Source organism: Cobetia sp. BMC6, assembly GCF_029991385.1.
GTDB lineage: Bacteria > Pseudomonadota > Gammaproteobacteria > Pseudomonadales > Halomonadaceae > Cobetia.
Window position 1 is genome coordinate 492,528 of record NZ_JAKUMF010000002.1, and the last position, 19,323, is coordinate 511,850.

General features: G+C 62.5%; 16 protein-coding genes. 12 read left to right on the forward strand and 4 right to left on the reverse strand.

Annotated elements, in window-relative coordinates:
* Positions 1 to 5 precede the first annotated feature (5 nt).
* The 9 genes from MKZ40_RS06335 to MKZ40_RS06375 all read left to right on the forward strand — a co-directional run bounded on the left by MKZ40_RS06335 (position 6) and on the right by MKZ40_RS06375 (position 9,547).
* Complete coding sequence (locus tag MKZ40_RS06335) at positions 6 to 638, forward strand: phosphoribosylanthranilate isomerase (RefSeq protein WP_175088367.1); 633 nt, start codon at positions 6 to 8, stop codon at positions 636 to 638.
* Between the two features lie 303 nt (positions 639 to 941).
* On the forward strand, positions 942 to 1,961 hold the full coding sequence (accD, locus tag MKZ40_RS06340) for an acetyl-CoA carboxylase, carboxyltransferase subunit beta (protein ID WP_175088101.1): 1,020 nt from the start codon (positions 942 to 944) through the stop codon (positions 1,959 to 1,961).
* The gene (locus MKZ40_RS06345; protein WP_175088100.1) at positions 1,954 to 3,468 is read left to right on the forward strand and encodes a folylpolyglutamate synthase/dihydrofolate synthase family protein; all 1,515 of its coding nucleotides are present in this window, start codon (positions 1,954 to 1,956) and stop codon (positions 3,466 to 3,468) included. The genes accD and MKZ40_RS06345 overlap by 8 nt, the downstream gene beginning before the upstream one ends.
* 49 nt (positions 3,469 to 3,517) lie before the next feature.
* Positions 3,518 to 4,228 (forward strand): SPOR domain-containing protein, encoded by a 711-nt coding sequence (locus MKZ40_RS06350; RefSeq protein ID WP_175088099.1) that lies wholly within the window; start codon positions 3,518 to 3,520, stop codon positions 4,226 to 4,228.
* Positions 4,225 to 4,953, forward strand: a complete 729-nt coding sequence (locus MKZ40_RS06355) for a CvpA family protein (protein ID WP_175088098.1) — start codon at positions 4,225 to 4,227, stop codon at positions 4,951 to 4,953. The genes MKZ40_RS06350 and MKZ40_RS06355 overlap by 4 nt, the downstream gene beginning before the upstream one ends.
* 242 nt (positions 4,954 to 5,195) lie before the next feature.
* Positions 5,196 to 6,710: an amidophosphoribosyltransferase gene (purF, locus tag MKZ40_RS06360; protein WP_175088097.1), complete on the forward strand. Its 1,515-nt coding sequence runs from the start codon at positions 5,196 to 5,198 to the stop codon at positions 6,708 to 6,710.
* Positions 6,711 to 6,945: 235 nt separating this feature from the next.
* Positions 6,946 to 8,160, forward strand: a complete 1,215-nt coding sequence (locus MKZ40_RS06365) for an O-succinylhomoserine sulfhydrylase (RefSeq protein ID WP_175088096.1) — start codon at positions 6,946 to 6,948, stop codon at positions 8,158 to 8,160.
* Between the two features lie 178 nt (positions 8,161 to 8,338).
* A complete protein-coding gene (locus MKZ40_RS06370) occupies positions 8,339 to 8,881 on the forward strand; it encodes a cytochrome b (protein WP_175088095.1) in 543 nt (180 codons plus the stop codon).
* A gap of 66 nt (positions 8,882 to 8,947) precedes the next feature.
* Complete coding sequence (locus MKZ40_RS06375) at positions 8,948 to 9,547, forward strand: YceI family protein (RefSeq protein WP_175088094.1); 600 nt, start codon at positions 8,948 to 8,950, stop codon at positions 9,545 to 9,547.
* A gap of 182 nt (positions 9,548 to 9,729) precedes the next feature.
* Here the strand turns inward: MKZ40_RS06375 and MKZ40_RS06380 are convergent, their stop codons facing one another.
* Together MKZ40_RS06380 and MKZ40_RS06385 are read right to left on the reverse strand one after the other, a co-directional pair.
* A complete protein-coding gene (locus MKZ40_RS06380; RefSeq protein WP_175088093.1) occupies positions 9,730 to 10,347 on the reverse strand; it encodes a LysE family translocator in 618 nt (205 codons plus the stop codon).
* Between the two features lie 569 nt (positions 10,348 to 10,916).
* On the reverse strand, positions 10,917 to 11,783 hold the full coding sequence (locus MKZ40_RS06385; RefSeq protein ID WP_175088092.1) for a 2OG-Fe dioxygenase family protein: 867 nt from the start codon (positions 11,781 to 11,783) through the stop codon (positions 10,917 to 10,919).
* A 695-nt stretch (positions 11,784 to 12,478) separates the two neighbouring features.
* Here MKZ40_RS06385 and MKZ40_RS06390 point away from each other — a divergent pair.
* Positions 12,479 to 14,269, forward strand: a complete 1,791-nt coding sequence (locus tag MKZ40_RS06390; RefSeq protein ID WP_254626934.1) for an EAL domain-containing protein — start codon at positions 12,479 to 12,481, stop codon at positions 14,267 to 14,269.
* A gap of 400 nt (positions 14,270 to 14,669) precedes the next feature.
* Here MKZ40_RS06390 and MKZ40_RS06395 read toward each other — a convergent pair whose 3' ends face one another.
* On the reverse strand, positions 14,670 to 15,593 hold the full coding sequence (locus tag MKZ40_RS06395) for a LysR family transcriptional regulator (protein WP_175088091.1): 924 nt from the start codon (positions 15,591 to 15,593) through the stop codon (positions 14,670 to 14,672).
* Between the two features lie 235 nt (positions 15,594 to 15,828).
* Here MKZ40_RS06395 and trpB point away from each other — a divergent pair, with 235 nt between their 5' ends.
* A complete protein-coding gene (gene trpB / locus MKZ40_RS06400; RefSeq protein WP_175088090.1) occupies positions 15,829 to 17,070 on the forward strand; it encodes a tryptophan synthase subunit beta in 1,242 nt (413 codons plus the stop codon).
* A 126-nt stretch (positions 17,071 to 17,196) separates the two neighbouring features.
* Complete coding sequence (gene trpA / locus MKZ40_RS06405) at positions 17,197 to 18,036, forward strand: tryptophan synthase subunit alpha (RefSeq protein WP_175088089.1); 840 nt, start codon at positions 17,197 to 17,199, stop codon at positions 18,034 to 18,036.
* A gap of 169 nt (positions 18,037 to 18,205) precedes the next feature.
* Here trpA and MKZ40_RS06410 read toward each other — a convergent pair whose 3' ends face one another.
* A complete protein-coding gene (locus MKZ40_RS06410; RefSeq protein WP_175088088.1) occupies positions 18,206 to 18,997 on the reverse strand; it encodes an alpha/beta fold hydrolase in 792 nt (263 codons plus the stop codon).
* Positions 18,998 to 19,323: the final 326 nt, after the last annotated feature.

Genomic DNA, 19,323 nt, shown 5'->3' on the forward strand with positions numbered 1-19,323 from the left:
CCGAGATGAGCGCTCGAGAGAGCCAGCGTACCCGGATCAAGATCTGTGGCTTGACGCGTGAGCAGGATATCCATGACGCCGTGGCGGCAGGTGCCGATGCGCTGGGCTTCGTACTGTGGCCGGGCAGCAAGCGTGCGGTTGATGTGGTGCGGTTGGCCGAGCTTGCCGCGTGCGTGCCGGCCTTCGTGACGCGGGTCGGCCTGTTCGTGGATGCCAACGCCGAAGAGATTGCCGCAGCGGCGCCACATCTCGATCTGCTCCAGTTGCATGGCAATGAGACGCCGGAGCAGTGCCGAGCGGCAGGGCGGCCCTATATCAAGGCGTTGCGCATGCGTGACGGGCTCGATCTCGCCGCGGAGGCGGCGCGCTACCATGACGCGCGTGGCTTGCTGCTGGATGCCTATCGTCCCGGCGTGCCCGGTGGCACCGGCGAGACCTTTGACTGGTCGCGCATCCCGGCCGATCTGCCGCTGCCGGTCATCCTGGCCGGTGGTCTCGAGTCAGGCAATGTCGCCGCAGCGGTGGCGCAGGTCGCCCCTTACGCGGTCGATGTCTCCGGCGGTGTGGAAGCCGCGCCCGGCGAGAAGAGTGCCGAGCTCATGCAGGCATTCTGTCAGGCAGTCCGCCATCAGTGCTGATTTGCCGGCAAGCGTTGCGACCCTTGCATTGCTTTCGTCCCGGGCGGCGAGGGCCGCAACGCTCAATTGGCATCTCGCACTACCCGCAAGGGGGGCGAAGCCGCTACAATGACCCCCAGAATTCGGAAAAGTGGCCGTACGACCAATGGGTTGCACGGTCTTTTCCATTGGCACTGCCCTGTGATGGTAGCTGCCTGCCATATTGCCGGGGCGTGAACGCTCTGGAATATGTGCCAACTCGCATGGCCGCCGACAGTCGTCGAGCGGTGCCCAGAACAGCAGCAAAACGGAAGCCTCCCCACCATGAGCTGGCTTGACAAGATTGTGCCGTCAATGAGCCGTATCCAACGCAAGGATCGGCGTACCTCCATTCCTGACGGCCTGTGGCGTAAATGCCCCAAGTGCGAAGCAGTCCTGTACCTTCCGGAGCTGACCAAGCACGACAACGTCTGCCCGAAGTGTGACCATCACCTGCGTCTCACTGCGCGTGCACGTCTGTCCTGGTTCCTCGACAGTGAAGGCCGCGAGGAAATCGCGGCGGATCTCGAGCCGGTCGATCGCCTCAAGTTCCGCGACTCCAAGAAGTACAAGGATCGCCTGAGCGCTGCCCAGAAGCAGACCTCAGAGAAGGATGCGCTGGTCGCCATGCGCGGTGCTCTCTCCGGTCAGCCGGTCGTGGCCGTGGCCTTCGAGTTCAGCTTCATGGGCGGCTCCATGGGCGCCATCGTCGGTGAGAAGTTCGTGCGTGCAGCAGAACTTGCGCTGGCCGAGAACATCCCGCTGGTCTGCTTCGCCGCCTCCGGTGGTGCTCGCATGCAGGAAGCCTTGTTCTCCCTGATGCAGATGGCCAAGACCTCCGCGGCGCTCGAAAAACTCAAGCAGGCTGGCGTGCCGTACATCAGTGTGCTGACTGACCCGGTCTTCGGTGGCGTCTCCGCGTCGCTGGCGATGCTGGGTGACCTGAATGTCGCCGAGCCGAATGCTCTGATCGGCTTTGCTGGTCCGCGTGTCATCGAGCAGACCGTGCGCGAGAAGCTGCCGGAAGGCTTCCAGCGCTCCGAGTTCCTGCTCGAACATGGCGCCGTCGACATGATCATCCACCGCCGCGAGATGCGTGAGCGTTTGTCCAGCATCCTGCTCAAGCTGCAGGGCATGCCGGTCAACGCCGCCAACCTGCCGGTCGCGGATGCGGTCGTCGAAGAAGAATCCGCCGAGGCGGATGCGCCTGTCGAAGCACCGGCCGAGCCGCGCTCCGCCGTAGACAGCGTGCTCGACGAGACCTTTACCAGCGAGAAGCCGCAAGGCGAACGTCGCGATGGCTGAGCAGGGCTCCGCCCCGGCAAGCTGCAGCACCGACGAGGTGCTGCAGTCTTCCTCACTCCCTCCGCTGGATGCCGCTTCGTGGCAGCTTTCTCCTCTGCATGATGCTGTGCCGCGCGGCCTCTCGCTGGATGAGTGGCTGACGCGCCTCGAGCATCAGCACCCCGTCAGTATCGATATGGGCCTTGCCCGAGTGCTGTGCGTGGCCAGGCGTCTCGGTCTGGTCGGGGCGGGCGCGCGTCGACTCGGTGGCCGCATCATTACCGTGGCGGGCACCAACGGCAAGGGATCGACGGTTGCCATGCTCGAGGCGCTGGGGCGTGCCCATGGGCTGAGCACCGCCACCTATACCTCTCCGCACCTGCTGCATTACAACGAGCGTCTGAGCTTCAATGGCCACGACGTCGGTGATGCCGCATTGGTCACGGCCTTCGAGCAGGTCGATTCCGCGCGCCACTCCGGGCTGTCAGCCAGTGGTGAGCCGGTGGATGACGAGGGCGTGATCAGCCTGACCTACTTCGAGGCCGGTACACTGGCCGGGCTGTGGTTGATCGCTCAGCAGCAGCCGCAGCTCGCGATTCTGGAAGTCGGCCTGGGCGGGCGTCTGGACGCCGTCAACATCATCGATTGTGATGTCGCGATGATCATCACGGTCGCGCAGGACCATGCCGCGTTTCTTAGCACCGATCTCGAGAACATCGGCTTCGAGAAGGCCGGTATTCTGCGCGCCGGCAAGCCGGCCGTGTTCGGCTCGGATGTGCTGCCGTCCAGTTGCGCGGCGCACGCACGCTCACTGGGCGTCACGCCGCAGGTGCTGTGGCAGGACTTTCGCTGGCAGGCCGCGGCTGACCTTGTGGGTAGCAGTTCAAACAGCAGCCTGGATGGCAGTACGAGCAATTCGGCTACCTCGCGATGGCAATGGCAGCGCCTGTCGGCGCCGGCGCTGACATTCGATTCACTGCCAGACCCGGGCTTGCCGCGGGACAATGCGGCCAGTGCGCTGAATGCTCTGGTCGAGGCCGGTATCGAGCTCAACGCCGAATGCGTGCGGCAGGCCATGGCGAGCGTCAAGCTCAAGGGGCGCATGCAGTGGCTGACCCGCCACGGGCGTGACTGGTGTCTGGATGTCGGTCATAACCCGCATGCCGCGAGTTATCTGGCCAGTCGTCTTGCCGCTCATGACCTGCGTTGCGCGCGGGATTCTGCCAGCCAGCCGCGGCGGGCGTTGCTCGCCATGCTGGGCGACAAGGATGCCGCTGGCGTGATTCAGGCGCTGGCGCCGGTGGTGGACGGCTTCGTCGTCGCCACCCTGGATGGCGAGCGTAGTCGCCAGGCCAGTGAGCTTGCCGCCGTGGTCCGCCACTGTGGTGGTGAGGTGCTGGCGGAGTGCGAGACGGTCACCGCTGCAGCCGAATGGCTGGCGCGCGAGACGAGCGCTGGAGAAGTATTGGTCTGTGGTTCCTTCTTCACGGTCGGTGAAGCATTGATGTGGCTCGACGCCCAGACCTGATGCAGGCCGGCGGCGGGTCCGGGATTTCGGGTGCAAGGGAGATGTCACAATGAAATATGGCAAACGCGAGCGAATCAGCGGTGCGGTCATCCTGCTGGCGTTGGGGGTGATCTTCATCCCGATGCTCTTCGATGAGCCGCCGGCCCGTGATGAGCGCCCGAGTCCGGTGATGACGCTTGGCAAGCCGGTGGATATCGATCGCTCCAACGTCGATGAGCCGCAGCCGCCCAGTGAGCTGAAGATCGGCACGGATGTGCCGATTACCTTCGTCGATAGCAACGGCAAGGTGCGTGACAGTGACCCGGGTGCTGGCAGTGGCAGCGGTTCCGAGTCCCCAAGCCGTGTCGCCGAGGCCGAGCAGTTGTCGCCGACCCGCTCTGTGGCCAGCAGCGAGCCGCAGTCAAAGCCGAAGCCGGAACCCGCTGCCAAGCCGGAGCCCAAGCCCACTCCCAAGGCTGAACCCAAGCCCGCGCCCAGTTCTGAGCCAAAGCCTGCGGTGGCCTCGAATGCGCCTTCGTCTTCCGCCGGTGGCTGGGCCGTGCAGGTCGGCAGCTTCGGTGACCCGGCCAACGCCGAGCGTCTCCAGAAGGAGCTGCAGGGCAAGGGCTTCGCGGCATACCGGATTCCGCGTGGCAGCAAGTTGACCGTTGTCTTCGTCGGTCCGTACAAGTCCTCCGAGATCGGTGAGTCCGCACGCTCGCGCCTGCAGCAGCAGGTCAATATCAAGGGCCTGCTGGTACGGCGCAAGGAGGGTGAGTGAACGAGCTGGTCTGGATCGATTGGCTATGTCTGGGCTTGATCGGGATCTCGGTACTGCTGGGGCTGATGCGGGGCCTGCTCAGCGAGGCCCTGGGCCTGGCGGGCTGGCTGGTGGCTCTGGTAGCGGCACGCCAGTTCGGCGCCGAGGTGGGTGGCCTGCTCGATGAGGTGATCGTCTCGCCTGGCATTCGCACCGCGGTAGGGTTCGTGCTGGTGGTGATCGCGAGTGTGCTGATCTGGGGGCTGATGCTGCGCCTGCTGGAACGCTTGATTCATGCGGTCGGCATGGGCGGTTTCAATCGTCTGCTCGGTGGCGTGTTCGGCGCATTGCGCGCGGCGGTCATACTGGTATTGATCACCGCCGTGGTAGGGCTGACGCCCCTGCGTGACAGCGCCGACTGGCAGGCCGCGCAGCTGCGGCCGACGCTTGAGCAGCTGCGCGACTGGTCGTTGGCTCGCTATCGTGAGTGGGATACGAGCGGTGACTGGGGCCAGAGCGTGTCGCTGCCGGATTCCGCCAGTGGCACCCGGCTCAAGCAACAGGCCAGCGGCCTGATCGACAGCGCCCAGCGAGAAGGGCGTGAGTTGAGCGACAGACTCAGCCAGCAGGCGCTGCAGTCGTTCACGCGCCAGGATTCCGCGCAGGAGCAGCCCTCGCTGGAGGCGTTGCTCAGAGGCAGTACCGCTGGCGAGGCCGAAAGCCGCAATGTGGGCGGTGAGCAGTGACAGGCAGGTTTTTCAGCGCCGGGCATCGTGGCCCGGCGTTGTCGTTTTCAGCATTCGGCACGTGTTGCTGAAGCCTCATGCCGGCAGTCGAAGGGGTTGACCCATCGGTCAGGTGTTGCCTGCATGGGGGGCAGGCCTGACAATTGCGCCGTGTGAGCACTCATATTGCCATATGGACGGGCGCCGGCAGCCGCCAGCGTGCGCTTCCCTATCCAAGTGTGTATTAGTGAGGTAATGACGGGATGTGCGGGATTGTAGGTTTGATGGCCAACGCCTCGGTCAACCAGGCGCTGTATGACGCGCTGACCGTATTGCAGCACCGCGGGCAGGATGCCGCGGGCATGATGACCTGGCACGAAGGTCGTTTCCTGCTGCGCAAGAGCAATGGTCTGGTGCGTGATGTCTTCCGCACTCGTCACATGCAGCGTCTCAAGGGCAACATGGGGATCGGCCATGTTCGCTACCCGACCGCCGGCTCCTCCAGCGAGGCGGAATCACAGCCGTTCTATGTCAACTCGCCTTACGGCATCACGCTGGCGCACAACGGCAACCTGACCAACTCCGAGCAGCTCAAGCAGGAGTTGTTCTCCTCTGATCTGCGTCACATCAACACCAGCTCCGATTCCGAGGTGCTGCTCAACGTCTTCGCTCACGAGCTGGGCAAGCAGGGCATGCGTCTGGGTGCCGGTGATGTGTTTGATGCCGTACGTCGTGTGCATCGTCGCTGCAAGGGCGGCTACGCGGCGGTCTCGATCATCAACGGCACTGGCCTGGTCGCTTTCCGCGACCCGCACGGTATCCGTCCGGCGTGTTTCGGCAAGCGTGACTCCGCCGAGGGCGTCGAATACATGATCGCCTCCGAATCCGTGGCGCTCGACGTCGCCGGCTTCGAGCTGATCCGTGACCTGGCCCCGGGCGAAGCGGTATTCATCGATATGGAGCGTGAGCTGCACACCCTGCAGTGCGCGGATGATCCGGTTCTCAAGCCGTGCATCTTCGAACACGTCTACCTGGCGCGTCCGGATTCCCTGCTCGATGGCGCCTACGTCTACGGCACCCGCATGCGCATGGGCGAGAAGCTGGCCGACAAGATCGTGCGTGAATGGCCGGAGCAGGACATCGATGTCGTGATTCCAATCCCCGATACCTCGCGCACCTCCGCCCTCGAGCTGGCCCAGCATCTGGGAGTGACTTACCGCGAAGGCTTCATGAAGAACCGCTATATCGGCCGTACCTTCATCATGCCGGGGCAGACACTGCGCAAGAAGTCGGTGCGTCAGAAGCTCAATGCCATCGATATCGAGTTTGCCGGCAAGAACGTGCTGCTGGTGGACGATTCCATCGTGCGCGGTACCACCTGCAACGAGATCATCCAGATGGCGCGCGAAGCGGGCGCCAAGAACGTCTACTTCGCCTCGGCAGCACCGGCGGTTCGCTACCCCAACGTCTACGGCATCGACATGCCGGCGGCGGAAGAGCTGATCGCCCATGACCGTACCGAGAAGGAGATCGCGGACCTGATCGGCGCTGACCGTCTGTTCTATCAGGACCTCGATGACCTGAAGGACGCCTGTCGTGAAGTCAACCCGGCGCTGGATGAGTTCGATTGCTCCGTGTTCGACGGCGTCTACGTGACCGGCGATATCGATGAAGCCTATCTGAACGACCTGCGTGCCTCGCGCAATGATGGCGCCAAGAGCGCTGGCGAGACCCACGCGGTAGTGGATCTGCACAACGATTCCGAAGATATCGACTGATCCGGCTGCCTGTCATCCTTGGCTGGCAATCACGCGATGAGCGAACCGCAACGGGCTCCGGAGAAATCCGGGGCCCGTTGCGCGTTCAAAACCGGTAACATTGGCGCATCGCTTTTCCTTCTTCTTGCTGTCGACGCGACCCGAAATGCTGAAGACGCGCCATGTCACAGCGGCGCGTGGCGCTGAATCGTGATTCACAGGGCAGTAGATTCCATCAGTAGAGGTACTGGACACCATGCACGACGACAATCTTTCCCGCGCCGATCTTTCCCGCGATGAGCTGGGCCTCGAGACGCTTGCCATCCGTGCCGGTCACCTGCGCGGTGCCGAGCAGGAACACGGCGAGCCCATCTACACCACCTCAAGCTTCGTCTACGGCAGCGCCGCTGAGGCCGCAGCCAAGTTCGGCGGTGATGAAGCCGGCAACATCTACTCGCGCTTCACCAATCCGACGGTGCGCTTCTTCGAGGAGCGCCTGGCGGCGATGGAAGGCGGTGAGCGTTGCGTGGCGACCAGTTCCGGCATGGCCGCGATCATGTCCACCGTGCTGGCGTTGCTGGAATCCGGTGATGAAATCGTCGCGTCGCGTTCCATCTTCGGTTCGAGTGTCAGCCTGTTCACCAAGTACTTCGGCAAGCTGGGCATCACCACGCGCTTCGTCGAACTGAAGGATCTGGACGCCTGGCGCGAGGCGATCACGCCGGCCACCAAGCTGCTGTTCGCCGAGACGCCATCCAACCCGCTGTCCGAGCTTGGCGATATCAAGGCTTTGGCTGCGCTGGCCCATGAGAACGACGCCTGGCTCGCCATCGACAACTGCTTCTGTACGCCGGCTCTGCAGCGCCCGCTGACGCTGGGCGCCGATATCGTCATCCACTCCGCCACCAAGTATCTCGATGGTCAGGGCCGGACGCTGGGTGGCGCCGTGGTCGGAAGCTCTGCGCTGATGGAGGAGGTCTATGGCGTGGTGCGTACCTGCGGACCGTGCCTGAGTCCTTTCAACGCCTGGGTCTTCCTCAAGGGCCTGGAGACGCTGAACATTCGCATGGAAGCCCACTGTGCACGCGCGCTGATGCTGGCACAGTGGCTGGAGGCACATCCGGCCATCGAGCGGGTGCATTATTCCGGGCTTGAGAGCCATCCGCAGCATGAGCTGGCCAAGGCCCAGCAGAAGGCCTTCGGTGCGGTGCTGGGTGTGGTGGTCAAGGGCGGCCGCGAGGCGGCCTGGTCGGTGGTCGATGCGACGCGCATCCTGTCGATCACCGGCAACCTGGGCGATGTGAAGACCACCATCACGCACCCGGCCACCACGACGCACGGTCGCCTCAGCGATGACCAGAAAGCGGCCGCCGGCATCGAAGAGGGCCTGCTGCGTGTTGCCGTTGGCCTGGAAGATCTTGATGATATCAAGCGTGATCTTGCGCGCGGGCTTGATCGGCTCGCGAGCTGAGTCCCTTGACGTCTGCCTTTGCGCACCCACGCCCGGTTCTGCCGGGCGTGGGTGTCTCTGGACAAATGTCGCTGGTGTTGCCCGCGAGGGTTGGCGTCCGTTCGGGCACTGGTTAAGCTCTTGCTCAAAGAACCTGTCAGATCGATGATCAGGTGGAGACTGTCATCAGGAGCACCTCATGTGGCGTAATTCTCGACGGGGCTGGGGCTGGCCTGTCATCGTGATGCATTGGCTGTCGGCGCTGGCCATCGTCGGACTCTTCGCGCTGGGCTGGTGGATGACGTCGCTTGGCTATTACGATGCCTGGTATCAGCTCGGCCCGTGGTGGCATCGCTCGGTCGGGGTGATATTGCTGGTACTGACGCTGGTGCGGCTTGCCTGGCGCTGGAGCCAGACGACCCCGCAGGCTCATGGTACGCGCAATGAGCAGCGCGCGGCCCTGATCGGACATGTGCTGCTCTACGTGCTGATGCTGGTGGTGATGATCTCGGGCTACCTCATTTCCACCGCTGACGGGCGTGGTATCAAGGTATTCGATCTCTTCGAGGTGCCGGCGGTGATCTCGGGGCTGAAGGATCAGGCATCGCTGGCAGGTGAAGTGCATTGGTATGCTGCCTGTGCGCTGATCATCCTGTCGCTGGGGCATGCGGCGGCAGCATTCAAGCATCACCTGCTGGATGGGCAGGACACGTTGCGGCGCATGATTCGGCCGCTGCGCTGACGAAAAGGAAGGCGTTGGGTACGGCTCGAACGCCAGATGTGACGAAACCTCTCAAGGAGCATCAACATGAACAAGATATCCTTCCTCGGCAAGTCACTGGTGGCGGGCCTCATGGCGGCGTCGTTGCCACTGATGGCGGGTCAGGCACAGGCCTCCGATTACACGATCGATACTGATGGCCAGCACGCCTTCATCCAGTTCAAGATCAGCCATCTGGGCTATTCCTACGTGCTGGGGCAGTTCAAGGAGTTCAGTGGTGATTTCTCCTATGATCAGGGCAAGCCGGAAGACGCAAAGGTGTCGGTGGAAGTCGATGTCGATAGCCTGGACAGCGCCCACGCCGAACGCGACAAGCATATCAAGTCGGCCGACTTCCTGGATGTCTCCCAATATCCGACGGCGACCTTCACCTCGACCGGTTTCGAGTCCACCGGCGATGGTTCCGGCAAGCTGAAGGGTGAACTGACGCTGCACGGCCAGACACAGCCCGTGACTTTGGACGTGGATCATATCGGCGGTGGTGAAGACCCGTGGGGCGGCTATCGTCAGGGCTTTGAAGGTACCACCACGCTGAAGCTCGCCGACTACGGCATCGACACGTCCAAGCTCGGCCCGAATGCGGCTACCGTCGATCTGTATCTGGTCATCGAAGGCATCCGCCAGTAAAGACGGCAAGCGCAGGGTACTGGTACTGACTTCAGCGCCGACAGCGTGCACTGACGCCGTGGACTGAGCACCAGCGCTTTGCTACCCAATCACATGCCTCTCGACACGAACGCCCCTGCCAATCGGCAGGGGCGTTCGTGTTTGTGCAAGGTGCTCGTGTCACGGGGAGCGTCGTTCAGGCGTCAGCCGCGCAATGCCAGATAGCCACCCGCCCCGATCATCAGACCGCCGGCGCCGCGATTGAGGCGTTTGACCGCCTTCGCCGAGCGTAGATAGCGGCGGACACGGCCCGCGAGATAGCCCACCGGCACCACGCCCAGCAGCAAGGCGCTCAGGTTGAGTCCGGCGGCGATCACGATATCGCTGCCGGACAGCCGGGTGATATCCATGAAGGTGGGCAGGAAGGCGATATAGAACAGGATGACCTTGGGGTTGGACGCCGAGATGAGAAAGCCCTGCAGAAAGCCTTTCCACCAGTTGCCGCGTAGTTTGGGAATCTCAGCTTCCTCCAGCGTCGGTGAGCTCGTCCATAACTGGTAGCCGAGATAGAGCAGGTAGGCGGCGCCCAGGATACGGATGACCACGAAGACCTCGCCCCAATGCGTGGCCAGCGCCGACAGGCCGAACACCGCCGCCAGCATGTAGCAGACATCACTGAGACTCATGCCCACGGCCATCGGCACGCAGGCGTTGCCCCCCTGACTCATGCCGCGTGCCAGCAGCGCCAGGATGCCAGGCCCGGGGGTGATGCCAAACAGGAAGATGGCAACGAAGAAGGTCAGCCCGCTTTCAAAGGTCATGAGAGATTCCTGATGCATAGAGGGGAGGACAGCGCCTCCAAAGCGACGATGCAATCAAGCGCGTCGCGACGACTGCGATAGCGCCAAACGCAAGCCACCAGAGTAATGCAAAGTGCGGCGGCGGGGGAGTGCTGAAGGAAGAGGAAAGAAAGGAGAGAAGAGAGAGTAGAGAGAGTAGAGAGAGTAGAGAGAAGAGAGAGAAAAAGGAAGAATCGTGTAACAGGGCAGCGGCATGATCCAAGGCAAGCGCGAAGCAGGCGTTCTGTGGCATATAAAAGCGCCAGCCGGTCGCCCGGCTGACGCTTGGTGCTGCATATGCACGTTTTCGTCGGCGCGCACCTTGTGACAGTGCGTCACCTGATGGTGGCTCTCCTTCTTCATTCCTGCATCTGTCGCCAAGAGGCTCAGGCGCTCAGGCACTTGGGCGCTCAGGCGCTCAGGCGCTCAGAACAGGGTTTCACGTATCGGGGGGCATCGGCATCGTGGCTTCTGCGCGGCGGGGCTTCAGATGAGACGACGCCGCAAGTTGCGATGCGTCTCGCTGCGATGGCTCGCGAGCAGTCCGTTGCTCACTCGCAGTCGTTGAGGACGGCGTCCGGGAAATGACGACGCAGCATGCGGTTCTGGAACTCGTCGATGAACGAGCAGTTGATGATAATGATGAAGCGTTCGAAGTGCTCGCCGGCGTTCTCCTGGGTGATGGAGCTGACACTGTGAAACAGCTGGTCATCGTGGATATGCAGGACCTCGCCCGGTGCCAGCTCCGTGGTGGTCAGCAGCTCTTTGCCCGCCTTGTCCTGATAGAGGGTGTTGATGGCGCCGCTGACATTCTCGCGGTTGAGCACCAAGATGCTCAGGTACTTGCAGCCATCGGCGTGGATGCCCTGACCCTGGAGAGGGTCGATGGTGCCATCACCGCGCACGCCGGTGATCTGCATCAGGATCGGTTCACGCGGGCCGATACCCCACATGTCGGCCCATGCCTTCACGAAGGCGCGCACATCCTCGCGCTCGGTGAAGCTCTCTTCCAGCGGTGCGTAATAGCGCAGACGGTCAGCCATGCTGGCGGCGTCATTGAACTTGCCGCCCTGTGCCATCGGACATTCGCCCAGCGTCTCGACCTCATGCTGGTCGTTCAGGTGCAGCCAGGACATGCGCTTCCAGCGGGTGTTGACGTAGGGGTCGCGCGGCAGATCCTTCAAGAAGCCCTGCCAGGCCTCGAGATCGATCTGGGAGGTGATGGAAGCCTTGCTCCAATGCTGGCGTGCCAGCTCCTCGTGGACTGCCTCCGGCCAGTACTGCGAGGCAAGCGGTAGGCGCAAGGGGGCGGTGTCCGTCTTGGGGGCCGGGTAGTGCTCCACCAGGCCGCCCTGTTCCAGGGTGATCTTGCGGGAAGAGTCGGCCAGTTGACGTACGCCACGATTTGCGATGTTCATATGAAATTCCTCGACGTTTTGTGCGCTTGGGCGCAGATGGAAGGTGTTGCGTTGGCAACGTCGAGGAGAATGGGAAGGTGCGCACGAGATAGTCAAACCCGTACCATGGCGGTAACACGCTAATCTCGCGCAAGTATCATCAATATGGGTACATGGCCAGTATCGAGGTATGAGTAATCTAATCGACTGGTATTATGTAAGTCATTGGCGCTATTCTTCGCCCTTTGCAGACGAGCAGCGCAACGCATGTTCAGGCCGTCTGGCACTGCATGAAGCGTTGAGGATAGTCATCGAGAGGCGCTGCAAGACGCTGGGTTTACGCGCAGCAGACCCTTAGACTTTTCTCATGACGACAAGAGCTCGTTCTGTGTGTGAGAGAACTCGTTCGAAGTGACATTCCGTCACGAGTTGATCTGCTCCGCCGAAGTCCGGCGAACAGGCGAAGGACGGCAGCGGAGGTATCCTTCAACATGGCTAAAGGGTTCCGCCAGGCCAGCAGGGTCGCCGGAATATTGTGCTCTCGTCCCGTCATCATTGCCGTGGTACTGACGTTGATGGCGGTGGTGGTGTGGAGCCAGAGCATGCTGGGTCGATGGCCAACCGCGTTACTGATGGTGATTCTTGGCGCAACTGCGGGCATCATGCTATCTCGCAAGCGTCAGGTGTCACATCATCAGCATACGCAGGAGGCGGTCATGCAGACGAGTATGGTTGGCCTCTCGACCAGCAAGGGACTTCCCGTCAGTGATCAGCGCTTTCGAGAGCTGTTGGAAAGTCTGCCGCGCGTCGCCGTTCAGGGCTATGACAGCCAGCGCCGCGTCATCTACTGGAACGAGGCCAGCGAGCGGCTATACGGCTATAGCGAGCAGGAAGCTCGTGGACGATGCCTGGAAACTCTGGTGATCCCGGAGACGATGGCAGATGTCGTGGTGGACGCACACCATGCCTGGGTCTCTCAGGGTATCGAGATTCCCTCCAGTGAACTTGAGCTCAAGCACAAGTCGGGTGCCCCCGTGCCTGTCTTTTCCCACCATGTGATGTTGGGGGAGCGCACTGACAACCCGCTGATGTTCTGTATCGATATCGATCTGGCGGGTGAGCGCAAGGTCCAGCGTGATCTGGATTACATGACGCGTTTCGACCCCCTGACGGAGCTGCCCAATCGCCAGACTTTCGAGAGCGAACTCGGTGAGGCGCTCAGTGAATGTCAGCGTCATGACGACACCCTGATGGTGCTGTTTCTCGATATCGATCATTTCACCGAGATCAATGACACCCTTGGTTACGAGATGGGGGACCGTGTCATCCGCAGCGTGGCCAAGCGCCTGCAGGGCTTCCAGCGCAGCCAGGATCTGCTCTCGCGCTTTGGTGGCGATGAATTCGTGCTGGCGATGCCACGTCTGGACTACGAGAGTGATGCACTGTCGGTGGTCGAGCGCATTCGCCAGGACTTCCAGCGACCCTTCGAGATCGAAGGGCGCCAGTTGCTGCTGCGTCTGAGTATCGGCATCAGCCTGTATCCCGAGAATGGGAGCGAGGCGGCCGAGCTGGTGCGCAATGCCGATGTCGCCAAGCATCGTGCCAAGCTGGCCGGGCGCGATGGCTATCAGTTCTTCAATCAGGAAGTCCGCAACGAGATGCTGCATCAGCACCATCTGGCCGGACGTCTGCAGGCGCTGTTGAATCAGGATGGCGGTGGGGAATTGTCGCTGCATTATCAGCCGCAGGTGGCGGCGCGCAGTGAGCGCATCGAATCCTTCGAGGCGCTGCTGCGTTGGCATTCTCCCGAGGGCTATATTCCGCCCTCAGATTTCGTTAAGGTCGCCGAGCGTACCAATCTGATCGAGCGTCTTGGAGACTGGGTCATCCGCCAGGCGTGTCGTCAGCAGGCCGAATGGCGCGCCATGGGGCTGAAGGGCTACCGGATCGACATCAACATCTCCGGACGCCAGGCCATCAGTTCAGATGTCTTCACCCGCCTTGAGGCCTATGTCGAGGAATACGGGCTGACACCGCGGGACATCGGTATCGAGCTGACCGAGAACGTGTTGATCGATGCCGATATCAAGGTGCGCGACAGCCTACGGGCGCTCTACGACCGTGGCTACAAGATCGCCATCGATGACTTCGGCACCGGCTATTCCTCGATGAGCTATCTCAAGTTGTTGCCCGTGACGGCGCTCAAGATAGATCGCTCCTTCGTGATCGAGTGCGCCCAGGAGCCCAAGGACCGCGCCATCATGGAGGCCACGGTCTTCCTCGGTCATCGCCTCGGGCTGGAGGTGGTCGCGGAAGGGGTCGAGAACGAACAGCAGCTGGAGTTGTTGCGCGAGATGCGTTGTGACTTGATCCAGGGCTATTACTTCTACAAGCCGATGGCGGCCACGGATATTCAGCGTCTGTTACTCGGCGGCAACAATCCGCCGAATCGCGCCTCGGGGGGGCTCGCCTCGGACAAGGGCGCTGCAGCCCCTGGCTGTCACTGATACCGGTCGTCATGCGAGCGATTGATGGTGCTTCTCCAGCAAAGGTCTGTTGCTGTTTGGGCTCTTTTTTGTTCGCGGACTAAAAGATATGATGCTGACAGTTGAAGCGCGTCAGGCCGTCACTCTTCATCTCGAGTCCTCCATCTCGGATAAGGACTGGCCACCTGACGTGAAGTCTTCGAGTTGAGCCTGCCATGGCTCCTCGATCATTTCTGCCGAGGATGGCTGCGTCGTTCAATGCGCAGGGTTGTTCGCCCATCCTCGCTTCCAGCCTGCGTTGCAGGTTGCGATGGTTCCTTGAGCGGATTCACGATCTTTCCGGCGTTATCCTCTGGATACATGGCCGGGCAAGCCAGTCCTTGTGACTGGCTTTTTTTATGCCTGTCACAAAGTGTGGCGGCTAGTGGGGCGGAGCCGTCGCCAGTTCCCGGGCGAGCCATTCGCCCAGCGCTTCGGCATGCGGATGGCGAGCACGAGCGCGGCCGACCTGCGGCAATGTCAGTGTCAGGCATGCCTCGGTCTCGACGAAGCCCCAGGGGGCCACGAGGCGCTTGCTGCGCAGGTCTTCCTCCACCAGATAGTCCGGTGCGATGCCGACGCCCAGCCCGACCAGTGTCGCCTCGAGCAGGTAGTTGAGGTGTTCGAACCCTTGCGCGTAATCAAGCCCCTCACTGGATAGCCCCTGGCGTGAGCACCAATCCGGCCAGGCTTGCGGGCGTGATCGGGTATGCAACAGGGGCAGGCCCAGCAGTACCTCGGGGGAAGGGGCGGTGGAGGCCTTGCCCAGCCACTCGCTGTCGGGCCGCAGGACAGGGCCGATGCGCTCGGTGCCCAGCACGCGCGTCTCCTGATGCTCGGCGTCGTCAAAGGGCGGCGTCTGAAAGCGCAGGACACCGTCCACGCCATTGCGCAGCCCTTCGTTGTCCTCACTGGCGGTCAGGTGCAGCTCGAGTTCCGGCAGGGCGTCCTTGAGTGCCCCCAGCCGCGGAATGAACCAGCGTGCCAGAAATGACCCCGGGCAGCTCAGCACGAAGGGCGCCCGCGCATCACTGCGTGCCAGTGCTCCGCACACGCGTGCCAGACCGCCAAGGTGATGACGGGTCGCAGTCGCCAGCTCACGGCCGGCCTGTGTCAGTGTCAGGCCACGTCCGGCGCGATCGAACAGGCGTGTGCCGAGTGCGTCTTCCAGCTGGCGAATCTGACGGCTGACGGCCCCGTGGGTCACATGCAGCTCCTCTGCGGCGCGCGAGGCGCTCTCATGGCGAGCCGCCACATCGAAGGTGCGCAGGGCATTGAGGGGCGGCAGTAGCTCGGTGCGCTCCATGGTGTGTCTCCTGAGCAAGTGCTGGGCGAATGCTGGACGTGTCATTGGTACGGAAAGGTTCACTGCGCGGCAATGACCGTCTCGACCATCTGTGAGATTTTCTCACACATCTTGGCGAATTTATCGTTTTTCTTCCAGTGCCTGCAGCGCTAGGATGATCACCATATCGCTGGCCCCGCAATTGCCTTGCGCATTCTGTGCGACCAGCCACTGACACGATTTCGAGGAGTTCAGCATGAGCCAGACGACTGCTACCCCCAGCCTGCGCCAAGGGCCTGATGCCAAGGGTTTCTTCGGTGATTTCGGCGGCCGCTTCGTTGCCGAGACGCTGATGCCGTTGATCCTGCACCTTCAGCGCGAGTATGAAGCCGCCAAGCAGGATCCGGCATTCGCCGAGGAGCTGGCTGGTCTGTCCGCGGACTATGTCGGCCGCCAGAGCCCGCTGTATTTCGCCGAGCGTCTGACCGAGCAGCTGGGCGGCGCCAAGATCTATCTCAAGCGTGAAGACCTGATGCATACCGGGGCTCACAAGATCAACAATGCGCTGGGCCAGGTATTGCTTGCTCGCCGCATGGGCAAGAAGCGAATCATCGCCGAGACCGGCGCCGGCATGCACGGTGTGGCGACTGCCACCGTGGCGGCGCGTTTCGGGCTGGACTGCGTGATCTACATGGGCTCCACCGATATCCATCGTCAGCAGCCCAACGTGCAGCGCATGCAGCTGCTGGGCGCCAAGGTCGTGCCTGTCACCGCCGGTGATGGCACGCTGAAGGACGCCATGAACGAGGCGCTGCGTGACTGGGTCACCAACGTCGATGACACCTTCTACATCATCGGTACCGTGGCCGGCCCGCACCCGTATCCCCAGCTGGTGCGGGACTTCCAGTCCATCATCGGTCAGGAAACCCGCGTGCAGCTGCAGCAGAAGGAAGGGCGCCTGCCGGATTCGCTGGTCGCCTGCATCGGCGGCGGCTCCAACGCCATGGGCCTGTTCCACCCGTTCCTCGATGACGAGAGCGTCGAGATCATCGGTGTCGAAGCCGCTGGCGAAGGCCTGGAAACTCCGCGTCATGCCGCCAGCCTCAAGGGCGGCCTGCCGGGCGTACTGCATGGCAACCGCACCTTCCTGCTGCAGGATGAAGAAGGTCAGATCGGCGATGCGCACTCCATCTCCGCCGGGCTCGACTATCCGGGGATCGGTCCGGAACACGCATGGTTGCATGACATCAAGCGTGCCGAATATGTCGCCGCGACCGACCAGGAAGCGCTGGACGCCTTCAAGATGCTGTGCCGTCTGGAAGGCATCATTCCGGCGCTGGAGTCCTCTCACGCGCTGGCGGAAGTCATCAAGCGTGCACCGGGCCTGCCGAAGGACCATCTGATGGTGGTCAACCTCAGCGGCCGTGGTGACAAGGACATGGCCACCGTGACTCATCACCTGGCCGACGAACTGGGCCTGAACCCTGACGGCGAGTAAGCCCGGGTCTGTCACGTGTTGCCCGGCGTCAGAGTCGTCAGTCGCTGATCGAGTCTGAGCGCCCCATGCCTTCTTCGCCTGCAGGTGTCATCGATGCCTGTAGGCCAGCAAATTCGGAGTCTATTGATGAGCACTTCCGCTATCGACACTACTGCCAGCCGCCGTCTTGACCGTCGTTTCGCTGCCGTGCGCGCCGAGAATCGTGCTGCGCTGGTGACCTACATCACTGCGGGCGACCCCGGCTACGATGCCAGCCTCGCGACCTTCCTCGGCATGGCGGACGCCGGCGCCGATGTCATCGAGCTGGGCATGCCGTTCACGGACCCGATGGCCGATGGTCTGGCGATCCAGCATGCCACCCAGCGTGCCCTGAAGGCCGGCCAGACCATGGACCACACCCTGGCGATGGTCAGCGAGTTCCGCAAGCGCGATCAGGACACCCCCATCGTGCTGATGGGCTACTACAACCCGATCTATCGTCGTGGCGTGAGCCGTTTTCTCGAGCAGGCGAGCGAGGCCGGTGTCGACGGCCTGATCGTCGTCGATCTGCCGCCGGAGCACGATGACGAGCTGTGCGTCCCGGCCAACGAAGCGGGCATCAGCTTCATTCGCCTCGCTACGCCGACCACTGACAGTGAGCGCCTGCCGGGTGTGCTGGCCAACACCTCGGGCTTCCTCTACTACGTCTCCAGCAATGGCGTGACCGGCGGCGCGGCACCGACTGCCGAGAAGGTCGAGGCCGAGGTCGGTCGCATTCGTGAACATACCGATATTCCGGTCGCGGTCGGCTTCGGTATCCGTACCGCTGAACAGGCGGCACGGATCGGGCGTTTCTCCGACGGCGTGGTGGTCGGCTCTGCCTTGATCGATCTGCAGGCCAATGCCGAGACACCGGAGCAGGGCACTCAGGCCGTACACGCCCTGACCCGTGAACTGGCTGATGCCCTGAAGACCGCGCGTCAGTGATCGCTGGTTAGCGGTCAGCATGCTCCTCACAGGGGCGATAATTAGATAGATAGACAGCAACGCCTCGAACTCTGTTCGGGGCGTTGCTGTTTGTAGGGCACGCGCTATCGGCATGAGTCGGCGTGTCACGGCCATCGCCTCTTTCTCGCTCTCGCTCTCGCTCTTGCTTTCATTCTTGTGAAGCGTGCGCCGGCAGGAACTCGGCCAACCAGTGTGCTATCCGCCCACGTACCTGCTCACTGTCGTGCCATTGCAGCAGCAGGTGGGGTGCCTCGGGCAGGTAATGTATCTCGAGCGTATCGCGTGAGGCGCTCGGCCAGTCATTGACCAGCCGCTCGATGGCCACACGGGGCACGGTGTCATCGCGATCACCGTGGAGCAGCAAGGTGTGCGGCAGCCGTGTGTCTGCAGAAAGCGCCGCGATGTCATCGCTGGCGTGATCCGTGAAGCGGATCAGACCGTAATAGGCATCAAGGCGCACGGAATGCACGACGCGGGAATCCTCGGCCAACCGCCTGGCGGCCACGGGCTGAAGTTCTCCTTCGGGGTACCTGCGGGGTACCTCCACGCTGGTTGCGGGGATCAGGTGCGCCGCTGTCCAGAGCCCTGCGTTGTACAGATAGCGCCAGCGGATGCCACCGCGGACGCCCGGGGCAGCGAGCAGGCTGCCATCGATCGACAGCTCCGGGTGGCGGGCGAGGGCATTGAGTATCACCGAGCCGCCCATGCTTTCGCCCGCCACGATCAAGGGGAGGTTCGGGTGGCGCTGGCGCAGTACCGTGATGGCGTCCACCAGGTCCTCGACCAGCAACGGGGACTCCGGCCATCGCCCTTGCTGGCCGGACTCCCCGAAACCGCGTTGATCATAGGCGTAGGTCACGATGCCTTGTCCGGCCAACCACGGACCCAGATCGGAAAATGCCAGGCGGAAGTCGCCGTAGCTGTGCAGGCCAAGCAGCATGGCGCGTTGAGGGGTTGCCTGCGCAGGTTGCCAGGACTCCCATGCCAGCGATGTGGCGTCGCGGGTCACGAGATGGGATGAGGGGGAGGATCCATCAAGGTAAGGGGCCTGGTGGATGTCATTGGTCGCAAGGTAGCGCGGGCCGCATCCCGATAACAGTATGCAGAGTGCGACTGACACAAAGGGCAGCAGAGCGTTCAAGGAGTGGCTCTCCATGGCGAATGGCGTGATGTGTGTACTACGCCCGAGGCTTCCGTGTGGATCATGCTGTCAGGCATCTGAAGTCTGAGCTGTCAGAGTTGTGGGAGTGATCGCGCTCGATTCAA

Excerpts from the sequence above, each read along its gene's own strand:
- MKZ40_RS06335 (WP_175088367.1), top strand. The coding sequence starts at position 6 with ATGAGCGCTCGAGAGAGCCAGCGTACCCGGATCAAGATCTGTGGCTTG.
- accD (WP_175088101.1), top strand. The coding sequence starts at position 942 with ATGAGCTGGCTTGACAAGATTGTGCCGTCAATGAGCCGTATCCAACGC.
- MKZ40_RS06345 (WP_175088100.1), top strand. The coding sequence starts at position 1,954 with ATGGCTGAGCAGGGCTCCGCCCCGGCAAGCTGCAGCACCGACGAGGTG.
- MKZ40_RS06350 (WP_175088099.1), top strand. The coding sequence starts at position 3,518 with ATGAAATATGGCAAACGCGAGCGAATCAGCGGTGCGGTCATCCTGCTG.
- purF (WP_175088097.1), top strand. The coding sequence starts at position 5,196 with ATGTGCGGGATTGTAGGTTTGATGGCCAACGCCTCGGTCAACCAGGCG.
- MKZ40_RS06365 (WP_175088096.1), top strand. The coding sequence starts at position 6,946 with ATGCACGACGACAATCTTTCCCGCGCCGATCTTTCCCGCGATGAGCTG.
- MKZ40_RS06370 (WP_175088095.1), top strand. The coding sequence starts at position 8,339 with ATGTGGCGTAATTCTCGACGGGGCTGGGGCTGGCCTGTCATCGTGATG.
- MKZ40_RS06375 (WP_175088094.1), top strand. The coding sequence starts at position 8,948 with ATGAACAAGATATCCTTCCTCGGCAAGTCACTGGTGGCGGGCCTCATG.
- MKZ40_RS06380 (WP_175088093.1), bottom strand. The coding sequence starts at position 10,347 with ATGACCTTTGAAAGCGGGCTGACCTTCTTCGTTGCCATCTTCCTGTTT.
- MKZ40_RS06385 (WP_175088092.1), bottom strand. The coding sequence starts at position 11,783 with ATGAACATCGCAAATCGTGGCGTACGTCAACTGGCCGACTCTTCCCGC.
- MKZ40_RS06390 (WP_254626934.1), top strand. The coding sequence starts at position 12,479 with ATGCAGACGAGTATGGTTGGCCTCTCGACCAGCAAGGGACTTCCCGTC.
- MKZ40_RS06395 (WP_175088091.1), bottom strand. The coding sequence starts at position 15,593 with ATGGAGCGCACCGAGCTACTGCCGCCCCTCAATGCCCTGCGCACCTTC.
- trpB (WP_175088090.1), top strand. The coding sequence starts at position 15,829 with ATGAGCCAGACGACTGCTACCCCCAGCCTGCGCCAAGGGCCTGATGCC.
- trpA (WP_175088089.1), top strand. The coding sequence starts at position 17,197 with ATGAGCACTTCCGCTATCGACACTACTGCCAGCCGCCGTCTTGACCGT.
- MKZ40_RS06410 (WP_175088088.1), bottom strand. The coding sequence starts at position 18,997 with ATGCTGCTTGGCCTGCACAGCTACGGCGACTTCCGCCTGGCATTTTCC.